At 73.0% G+C, this 9,165-nt stretch carries 7 protein-coding genes; 2 read left to right on the top strand and 5 right to left on the bottom strand.

What is annotated here, in order from left to right; genetic code table 11:
- A partial coding sequence (locus ABEA81_RS12045; protein ID WP_345605048.1) for a hypothetical protein occupies positions 1-238 on the bottom strand: 238 nt, incomplete at its 3' end.
- Between the two features lie 426 nt (positions 239-664).
- On the opposite strand from ABEA81_RS12045, the gene ABEA81_RS12040 reads away from it, so the two are divergent.
- Both ABEA81_RS12040 and ABEA81_RS12035 read left to right on the top strand, forming a co-directional pair.
- The gene (locus tag ABEA81_RS12040; RefSeq protein WP_345605065.1) at positions 665-1,084 is read left to right on the top strand and encodes an endonuclease/exonuclease/phosphatase family protein; all 420 of its coding nucleotides are present in this window, start codon (positions 665-667) and stop codon (positions 1,082-1,084) included.
- A 191-nt stretch (positions 1,085-1,275) separates the two neighbouring features.
- On the top strand, positions 1,276-1,767 hold the full coding sequence (locus tag ABEA81_RS12035) for an XRE family transcriptional regulator (RefSeq protein ID WP_345605047.1): 492 nt from the start codon (positions 1,276-1,278) through the stop codon (positions 1,765-1,767).
- Positions 1,768-1,792: 25 nt separating this feature from the next.
- Here ABEA81_RS12035 and ABEA81_RS12030 read toward each other — a convergent pair whose 3' ends face one another.
- The 4 genes from ABEA81_RS12030 to ABEA81_RS12015 all read right to left on the bottom strand — a co-directional run bounded on the left by ABEA81_RS12030 (position 1,793) and on the right by ABEA81_RS12015 (position 8,353).
- Positions 1,793-3,163, bottom strand: a complete 1,371-nt coding sequence (locus ABEA81_RS12030; protein ID WP_345605046.1) for a DNA-processing protein DprA — start codon at positions 3,161-3,163, stop codon at positions 1,793-1,795.
- A 29-nt stretch (positions 3,164-3,192) separates the two neighbouring features.
- Entirely contained in the window at positions 3,193-4,578 is a 1,386-nt protein-coding gene (locus tag ABEA81_RS12025) for a hypothetical protein (protein WP_345605044.1), read from the bottom strand.
- 505 nt (positions 4,579-5,083) lie between these two features.
- Positions 5,084-6,913: a vWA domain-containing protein gene (locus tag ABEA81_RS12020; protein ID WP_345605043.1), complete on the bottom strand. Its 1,830-nt coding sequence runs from the start codon at positions 6,911-6,913 to the stop codon at positions 5,084-5,086.
- Between the two features lie 57 nt (positions 6,914-6,970).
- Positions 6,971-8,353 carry an AAA family ATPase gene (locus ABEA81_RS12015; RefSeq protein ID WP_345605042.1) on the bottom strand — a complete coding sequence of 461 codons (1,383 nt, stop codon included), beginning with the start codon at positions 8,351-8,353 and terminating at the stop codon, positions 6,971-6,973.
- Positions 8,354-9,165: the final 812 nt, after the last annotated feature.

Genomic DNA, 9,165 nt, shown 5'->3' with positions numbered 1-9,165 from the left:
TGCTGTGTTCGCTGGCTTCGAGCGGCTCGTCCGCCGCGTCACCGTAGCTCGCCTTAACGAGATCGACGACGCCCGGCGCCCGCGGCTGGTCGCCGCGGGCGCGGTCGCCGCCTTTCGGGTCGGGCTCAACATGTGGGTAGCGAGTGGCGGTCGCCTCGACCTCTCCCGACTCGTCCTCGACAACCTCGACGACCTCACCACCGGCATCCTCGCCCGACCGGCAGCGGAGGATGATCACCCCTGACAGTGACCGGCTATACACAAGTTCGGGCGCGTTGACTTCGCGATATGCGATGCCTACGGTGCGGCGCACTCACATCATCAGGGGATCCTCGTTCCGGCGAACGCCCTCAGTCCGGCGGGAATCAGAACCGCGCCGCTGACCGCTCGAGCATCGACGAGTCCCGCCGTGCAGTGTCGCCGTCAGAAGGCGCTTAGCGCCGACCCCCGGCCGCTCAACCATCTGGGACTCGCGCGCGATGTGTCACCGTTCAACCTCCGGCCGGTGGTTGCTGAACGGGGTGTGGCCGCTGGATGTCGGTCAGGCGACGAGTCACCCGGCACCGGCCTGTCGAGGTATCAGCACGGGCGCAGTCCTGCTCTGCTCGGCTGACGATGCACGGCTGGGGCGGCCGGATTGGGTGTGAGGGATCGGAGCAGGGTGATGGTGAAGGTGGGGACGTGGAATTTGGAGAACCTGTTCCGGCCCGGGCCGTCCGGGCCCAGCACCGACGCCGCCTACACGGCGAAGCTTGAGGCGTTGGCGCAGGCGATCGGCCAGCTGAGCCCGGATGTGCTCGCAGTGCAGGAGGTCGGCGATCCGGACGCGCTCAAGGACCTGGCCGCCCTACTCGATGGCTACGAGCACACCGCCACAGCAGCCCCGGACGGTCGCGGGATCCGGGTGGGGTTCTTACCCGGTCGGCGATCCACCCGAGGCGGCCACGCCCACATCTTCGGGCCGCCCAGCGGCTCTGGAACCGGGACTCGCGCGTGCGCCCGACGGGCACGGAGCCCATCCAGCAGGCTGCGACGCGGCCCAAGGACCGGTCGGCTGAACCACGTAACCTCCAGACCGGCGTGACGCCGCTCCGGGCACCGTCTCCTGCCGGACCGGCGTGGCAGCCGCACGCAGCCTGACCCCGCGCACGCGGGCTCGGCCGAGACAGGGAGTTGCTCCCGCTGGCCGGCGCGCCCCCCGGGGCGTTCCTCGTTGGGTTTGGGCTTTTGTCGTTCGCCCGCGAGATTCGTGCGTTCGTGCGAGCATCGCTGAATATGGCAGCCGATTCGTTGGTGGTGACCCCGGCCGCGCGTACGGCGTTGATCCGCGAGCGCCAGCGGGAGTTGTATGGCGCGCCGCTGCGCACCGTCGTTTACCGCCTGCTCGCGGATTACGGCATCAGCCAAGCCCGGCTGGCCCGCATCATCGGGCTCAGTCCCGCGGCGCTGAGCCTGCTGGTCAGCGCACGCCGCGTCAAGATCAGTAACCCCTTGGTGCACACCAAGCTGATGGTTCTCGACCAGCGCCGGCCCAAGGCACGGGCCCAGCTCGCCGACCGGGGAACGATCGAGACAATCCTCACCACCGTCGCGCGGATCGGCCGTCCGTGGCCACACCACACCGGCCGTCACGACGATGGCGGGGCACCGACCGGGCTGCGCTATGCCGACTCGGAGGAACTCGAAGCGGCCGCAGCCCGCATTCGCGACGAGTTCCCCGCCATCGCCGACATGCTGCGGCGGGCCGCCGACCACGGCACCGCCTGACCGCCGAGGGCTGCTCTGAGCGAGGTCAGGGCAGGTTGATCGTGGCTACCACCGGTCGGTGGTCGGAGCCGGGGGCGTCGCGGCGCACGTTCGGGTTGTCCTCGATCGAGGCCGGTGCCGGGCCGGCGGTGACGTCGCCATCGGCGACGGCCTGGGTGACTTGATGGCTGGCCAGAATGTGGTCGATCAGCTCCGGGCGGCCGCGGTAGATCCGCGTGTAGCGCTGCGGTTGCGGGATGCGGGCGGCGAGGTTCCACAGCCGCTGCCCGTCCCCCCGGTCCGGTTGGCTGTAGCCGCCGGTGCCGATCTCGGATCCGGGAGGGCCGTGCAGGATCTGCGTAGTCGCGGCCTCCGGTTCGTCGTTGAGATCGCCCAGCACGATCACGGCCCGATGTTGGCCGTTCCCGGCCAGCAGTTCGGTGGCCGCCTGACGGACGGTGACTGCCTCGGCGGCGCGTCGGTAGAGGGCGAAGGCCGCGAAGCGGGCCCGTTCGGCGTCGTCACTGGTGGAGAACCGGCCACCGGGGAAGGTCAACAGCTTCGACTTCAGGTGACACGTCACCAGCGACACCGTGTGCCCACCCGCCTGTACCTGCCCGATCAGCACGGCCCGGCCGACCGTAGACACCTCGGGGGCGGTGTCGTCGACCTGGATCGGGCGCAACCCGTCCGGGAAGGCCGACACCTCACGAACCTCCTGCAGCGGCAGGCGGGACACAACGGTGGCGCGAGACAAAGCGGCGAGGAGCCGGCTGCGTGCGATCAGCCTGGTGCGAGACGGCGCAACGCCGGGCGGGTACTCGCTGACGACCAGCCCGGTCGCCGTGACCGCCTCCAGCAAGGGTGCGAGCGGCCGCGGGACCGGTTGATCGATCCCGCTCGGACGCATCGCAAGGGAGATTCCTGCGACCGCGAGCACGCCTTTCAGCGCGGCGGCGTCGATGCCCTGCGAGGCCGCCGCGACAACGCTCTTCCCGCCCCGGGCCAGCCCGGCGCCGAGGTCGCTGGCGAGATGGGTGCCGTAATTGGTGGCCGCCCGCGACCCGATCACCGCGACCGCCCGCTCGCAACACTCAGTCAGTCGTGCGGGGCCGCGCACCCACAGCGCGACTGGCGGTGCGAGGGCCGGGGCCCAGGTTGTGGTGCCGGCATCACCGGTTGTCGTGCAGGCATCGAACAGCCCGGTGGGCCACTCCGCGTGCCCGGGCGTGACGAGCCGGGCGCCGACCGCCGCGGCGGCGGCCAGGTCGGCCTCGGCCCGCCACACCCTGTGCCGGTCGTGGGTCTCGGCGGCCACGCGGTCGCTGACCCGCCCCGATCGGATCCGCTCCGCAGCCTCGACGGGCCCGAGCCGGGCCGCGAGTGCGGCCACGCCGGGGGCGGGCGGCTCGGCCACCCGAGATAGATACGCCCACGCCTCCTCGCTCATGCCTCGCCCCCACAGACAGCGGCAGCCTCGGCTTGCTCGCCTGCCACACGATGAGTGGTGCCACTACCTCCGTCGTCACCGCGGCGGCCCTCATTGCCAGCCTCGGCGTCGCCGTGCCCGTCGGGCTCCTCACCTCCGGTGACGGTGTCGCGTTCGATCCCGGCGTCGGCGGCGGCGTCAGGATCGGACTCCTCATGACCGGACGAGTCTGGGCTGGCCGGGCGGGAGGCGTGCAGCCCGGGGGCGACGTCACCCTCGGTGGTGTCCGTTGCGGTGGTTGGCCAGGCGGCTGGTTCGGCACCGGCGGACAGCGCGGCCCTGGTCACGCCGTGGGCGGCGGCAGCGAACAGCACCCGCCCCGGTACCCGGGTACGCACCCAGTCAGCGATCTCGTCGGTGCTGATCGCGTCGACGCTGTCCAGGGGCAGCACCGCGAGCACCGTGACGTAGGTGCCGACCCCGCATACCCCGCGGCCCGCGCCACGCGGCCGTGTGCCCCCGCGGTCTGCCGCTGCGCGGTCGCGCGCGGCGTGGCGGTCGGTCTGGTCGATGGCATCGGCGTGGTCGGGGTGACTGTAGCGGCGGGGTCGCTCCCACGTGCGGACCGCGCCGCCCGATCCGACGAGCGACTCGAGCGCGTTCGCGATCGCACCCGAGGAACGACCGAGCACCTTCCCGATCTGGATCGGGCTGTGCTCGCCCGGCGTATCGGCCAGGTAGTCCTCGACCTGCCCACGTAGACCGCCCTTCGGCAGCCGGATGGACCCGGACCGATTACGCCCTGCCGCCCGCGCACGGCTCAACTCGCGGCCCCGAGCGGGTTCGGCGGCGAGCACAGCTCCGCTCGTCCCGGGGGTCTCGACGTCGGCACCGGCGATCCCAGCGTCGAGGCCATCAACACCGCCGGCGCCGGGCCGGTCGGGCACAGCCGCGTCCACCTCGGGGCCGCGGGCGTTCCAGCGGCTGGTTGCTGCGCTGGGCGTATGGCTCGTGTGGACGGGGTCGTCTGTCTCGGCGGGGGCATCCACAGGGTCGGCTGCGTGGTCGATTCCGTCCCGCGCGGTGGCAGGTGCGTGGTCTTCACCGCCGTCGGCGTTGGCTGCTGTGTCCACCGTGTCTGGGTGGGCGGCGCTGGGTGCACTGTTGCTGTCCTCGAGTTCGGCTTGCGGGCCGGTGGACGGTCCGGTCGGGGCGGTGTCGTGCGTGATGGGTGCTGCGGTCCATCGGCGGGCGTCGCGGGGCTTGGGCCCCGCGGTCGAGGTGGCGCTGCCGTCGGCCGCCCAGGCGGCCAGTAGCTTCCCGACCGCGGAGCGGGAGCCCGGCGCCTCGGCGGCCAGCTCGGCGGCGGTGGCACCCGGGTGGCGCCGCAGCGCGGCCCACACCCGGTCCTCGAACTCACCACCGCGGATACGGCGGGCCGCGGAGTCCCCGGCCGGGCGATCAGCGGTGGCGGAGTGGTCGTGCGTGCGCGTGCGGGTGGACGTCGTGGCCTCGCGGCCGTCGCTGTCCGCTGCGGCGCCGGTCTGAGCAGTGCCGGTCTGAGCAGTGCCGGTCTGGGCGGTGTCCGGTGTTGGGGTGGGCGGGGTGGGGTTGGGCATGACGGTCTCCCGTTTCCCTGATGGTGGGTGGGGTGGGTCATGCCTCCGGAGGCGGTGGGCCCCGACGGCGCGCGCTGCCGTGGTGCACGGGGTCCACATATGGACGCTTGGTTGCGGTGGCGGAGTCAAGCGGGGTCGTGGCCTCGACCAGCCGGTCGATCGCGTGCGCGGCCCGATGTGCGGGGCGGTGACGACGTGGTGGCGCTAATCGCATTCCTCCAGACGGATCGGGCGAACGGCCGCCGGGCCCGCTGGGTCAAAAGGGCCCGCGGCGCGTTGGTGTGGGGGGTCAGCGGGCGGTGCGCAGGGCGGTGGTCGCTGCCTTGCCGATGGCGCGGGCGGTGGTGGTGGGGTCGGTGAGGGTGTGCACGGTGGCGCCGTCGAGCGGCTCGATGTAGGGGCTGGGCGGGGCGAGCCACAGCACGGCGCAGCCGCTGTGGCGTAGCCGGTCGATGCGGGTCTGTCCGGCCGCGCGCCTGCGGGCGGTGAACTGTCCGTCGCTGATCACGACCAGCAGCCGGGCCGCGCCGGGCCTGCAGAGTCCGAGGGCACCGTCGAGGGCATCGAGCGCGGTCGGGACGTCCTCGGTGCCATCGACGGCGTCGAACTCGGCCACCTGTGGCGGGGTTTCTCCGGGGCGGGTGATCGGGCGTACGTACTTGCCGAAGATCACGGTTGCGGTGCAGGCGTCGGTGCGGGTGTGGTGGGCGGCCTGAGCGAGGATCCACGCGGCCGAGGCCACCGGGGCGGCGACCGCGCGCATCGACCCGGACACGTCGCAGGCGATTCCCAGCCGCAGCGGCGGCGCGGGGGTGATCTTGCGGGTGGCGCGGACGAACCGCTCGGCGGTCGGCGTCGCCCCGGCGGCGCGTTGCGCGTCCGCGGCCAGCGCGCCGCGCATCCGCAACCGGCCCGGCGGCAGCACCGACCCGGTCTTGATCACGGCCCGATCCCGGACGGCGGCGGTGTCCAACGCCCGCCCCAACTGGCGGGCCGCGACCCGCTCCGCCGGATCCGGCGGGCGGGTACCGGAGATCGCGGTCGACCCGGACGATGTGTGGCCGCGCGTCGGGGAGAACACCCGCCGCGCGGACCTGTCCGCGGCGGCAGCGGCCCGCGCCTCCTCATCCGCGGCGGCGGTGGCGAGCTCGGCCGGGTCGGCAGGGAGCGGTTCGCACGCCACCGCGGTCGCGACCCGGGCCAGCGTCGCGCTGATCGCCCGGTCCATGTCCGACGGCGCCCGCATCTCACCGGTCTCTCCCGGCTCGCCCGTTCCTTCACCGGTGGGCGTCTCCCCCGGCCGCGTCGGTTCCCCGGTGGGGGTCACGGGTGTGTGGGGGGTGCCGCTGCTGCCGGGCGGGGTGGCAGCGGGGGTGGGCGCGGTGGGGATGCCGACGGTGTCACACCAGCGGCGGGCGAGCTCGAGCATGGTGTCGACGTCGTCGTCGTCCGTGCGGTGCGCGGCCTGCCAGATCTCCCGTAGCTGGGCGAGGGTGGCGGCGCCGAGGATCGTCTCGATGGTGGCGGCGACAGGTGCGGTCTCGGGCGGGGTGAGGATTCCGGCGTCGACGCGGGCCAGCAGCAGCCCGGCGGTGTGGGCGGCCTCCGGGCGGGTCATCCCGCTGCCGGGGCCGATCTCGTCGAGCACCAGCCCGGTGGCCGAGGCGCGCAGCCAGTGCCGGTCATCGGGGCGGCGTCGGATGTGGGCGCCTTCGATCCGGGACTCCTCCAACAGCAACGCGGCCGACACGACCGCGGGCGGGGCGCCCGGCGGCGGGTCCCACCGGCTGTGCCGGGCGTGTGCGCACTCGTGCACCAGCAGCCCCCACAGCGCCGCGTAGCGGCCGCGGTCCCCGCTGCGCTGCGGGGCGGCGGTGCCGGGGTCGACCCCGGCCGGGAGGTACACGCCGTCGATCTCGATCGCGGCGTGCGGCGGGAAGAAGCAGGCCGGGCATCCGCGCCCGGCGCCGGGCGCAACGGTGACCACGAGGTCGTCGCGGTCGGCGATCAGTGGGGCCTCCTCCGTGACCGCCGCCGACAGCGCCAACCAGCCCGCGTCGGTGGCCGGGTCCAGAGTCGTGGTGGTCGCGGTCTCGTCGCTGATCAGGTGCGCGCTCATCGCACAGTGCCCTCCTTCGTCTACGCGGCGGGCCGTGGTCGGCCGGGGTGGAATGGGTTAGATGCGGGTGCCGAGGGCGAGGGGTTCGACGGGGGTGCCGAACACGGTGCGCACGACCGCCGCGACCGTCTCCTGGTCGTCTTCGGGGGCGATCCCGACCAGGTTCGCGGCGGCGGCCATCGGGCCGAGCACCTCGGCGATCTTCTGGAAGGCCAGCAGTTCCCGCAGCTGCGGCGCCCACCCGATCTCACCCTTCTCGACCCGGGTGGCCAGGTTGCGGGCGATCTTCACCGCGCGCCGGTCGACCGCGAGTTGCGCGGCCAGGTCATAGTCAGTGCTGACCCGGATCTGCACCGAGAACCTCGACGCCAGCGCGTCCGTCAAGACCGCACCGTGCACGCCCGGGTTGTGCCCGGCCACCACGTAGAACCCGTCGACGGCGGTCACGACCTCACCGGCGTGCGCTTTCAGGATGATCTCACGGCGCCCGTCCATGGCCGGGTACACCACGGCCAGCACGGTCGGCGGGATCAGCGTGGCATCGTCGATGAACAGCGCCCGCCCCTCGCGCATCGCGCGCACCAGCGGGCCGTGCACGAACTGGTAGCGACCATCGGCGGTCTGGGTGTACTCGCCGACGAAATCCGCGACCGTGGTGTCCCCGTCGCCCTGCACGGTGATCAGATCCCCGAACGCGGCCTCCACCACCGACGTCTTCCCGGTGCCCGGTGGCCCGTACATGAGTGCGGGCACCCCGGCCCGGCGCAGGTTCCGCAGCGCCGTCACATCCGCCATCCCGGACAACCGACGCGGGTGATAGGAGGTCCCATTCGGGCGGGCCACCGGCCCCGTCACCGACTCCTCCGACACCGCCGCTGCCGTCGCGGGCGCAGTCGTGGCTGCGGTCGTCGTGGCTGCGGTCGTCGCGGCCGCTGCCGTGGTCGACCCGCCGCCCGGCGTGGTACCCGCTGCGGTCGCGACGGTCCCGGCGGCAGTCGCGGTGGCGGTGCCCGCCGCACAGGTGGTAGTGCCGCTTCCGGCGCCGGTGCAGCGGCGCGGCCGTTTCGCGCCACCGGCACCGACCGTGGTGGTGCCGGTCGTGGGGCGCCGGGACGCTATGGCGGTGGCGGCGGCCGTGGTCGGGGTGGCCCGGTACCGGACGGGTCGGGTCGGTAGTTGTTCGGCCTCGCCCCGGGATGCGAGCACGCCGAGCGCGTTGGCGACCGCGCCGGGCGAGCGCGCCAGGTTGCGCGCGATCTCCCCCGGCGTCACCGGGTCCGTGGGGTGGTCGGCGAGGAATTGTGCCACTCGGCGGCGCAGCTCACCGGCGCGCAGCCGCCCGGACGCGGTGACCGCGCCCGCCCCGGCATCAGTCGGCGACCCGCCCGTGCCCGTGCTGTCGGTGCGCGGGTCGGTGGGACAGGGCTCGGCGGTGGTCATGATCGGCGCTCCTTCCGGTGCTCCGGGCCGGGTGACCTGGTGGCGTGTTTCGGGCAGGGGTCGGGTGATCGACACGTCACCCGCGGGTGGGGAGCGGACGTTCGGTGGGGAGCTGGAGTTGATCGTTTTGAGTTCCCGGGGGCGGGGCTCAAGGCGTTTCGGGGGTCAGGTGTGGGCGACGAGCCGGGCGGTGGCGTGGGCTTCGGTGGGGACGGGAACGGGAGCCGGGTCCGCGGGGTCAGGACGTGCCACCCGGTCTGGCGGGTCATGTCGGCGGGGAAATAGGTTCCGACGAGCCGCCCGTCCGCGTCGGTGACGACCGCGTACCTGGTGTGTTCGGTGTCGGCCCCGATCGCCATCATCGCAGTGATCAGCGCCGTGCCCTCACGGTAACGGCGCACCACATCCTCCATGATCACTTCCCTTCCTCGTGGCCTATTCCGGGGGATCCGGGGCGGAACGCCGCCCGGCGCCCGGCGCGTGTTGGTGGATCAGTCGGCGGTGTTCTGCTCGTGGAGCTGGGCCGCGCGTTCGGCGGATTCCATGGTCGGGTGACCGTTGTCCGACCATCCGCAGTAGCAGACCGCGACGAACACCCCAACAGTTTCGGTGTCGTCACGGTAAGCGTCGGCGTAGCACACAGCGCACCCCTATCGTCTGTTTGAGTTCGGTCCGCCGTCCGGTTGCGTTTCATCGGGACCGGCGTCCCGCCGTTGCGGCGTTACCAATGAATATACCCGCCCGACCCGGTGAAAGCAATACACGTCACCGAACATCCGCGACCAATTCCGGCGCCACCCCAACCCCGATCC

Origin of the sequence: Pseudonocardia adelaidensis (assembly GCF_039543345.1) — a bacterium.
Lineage (GTDB): Bacteria > Actinomycetota > Actinomycetes > Mycobacteriales > Pseudonocardiaceae > Pseudonocardia > Pseudonocardia adelaidensis.
The sequence above is the reverse complement of the archived record's forward strand: the minus strand, read 5'-3'. Positions and strand labels throughout refer to the sequence as shown.

Excerpts from the sequence above, each read along its gene's own strand:
- ABEA81_RS12015 (WP_345605042.1), bottom strand. The coding sequence starts at position 8,353 with ATGACCACCGCCGAGCCCTGTCCCACCGACCCGCGCACCGACAGCACG.
- ABEA81_RS12035 (WP_345605047.1), top strand. The coding sequence starts at position 1,276 with ATGGCAGCCGATTCGTTGGTGGTGACCCCGGCCGCGCGTACGGCGTTG.
- ABEA81_RS12020 (WP_345605043.1), bottom strand. The coding sequence starts at position 6,913 with ATGAGCGCGCACCTGATCAGCGACGAGACCGCGACCACCACGACTCTG.
- ABEA81_RS12040 (WP_345605065.1), top strand. The coding sequence starts at position 665 with ATGGTGAAGGTGGGGACGTGGAATTTGGAGAACCTGTTCCGGCCCGGG.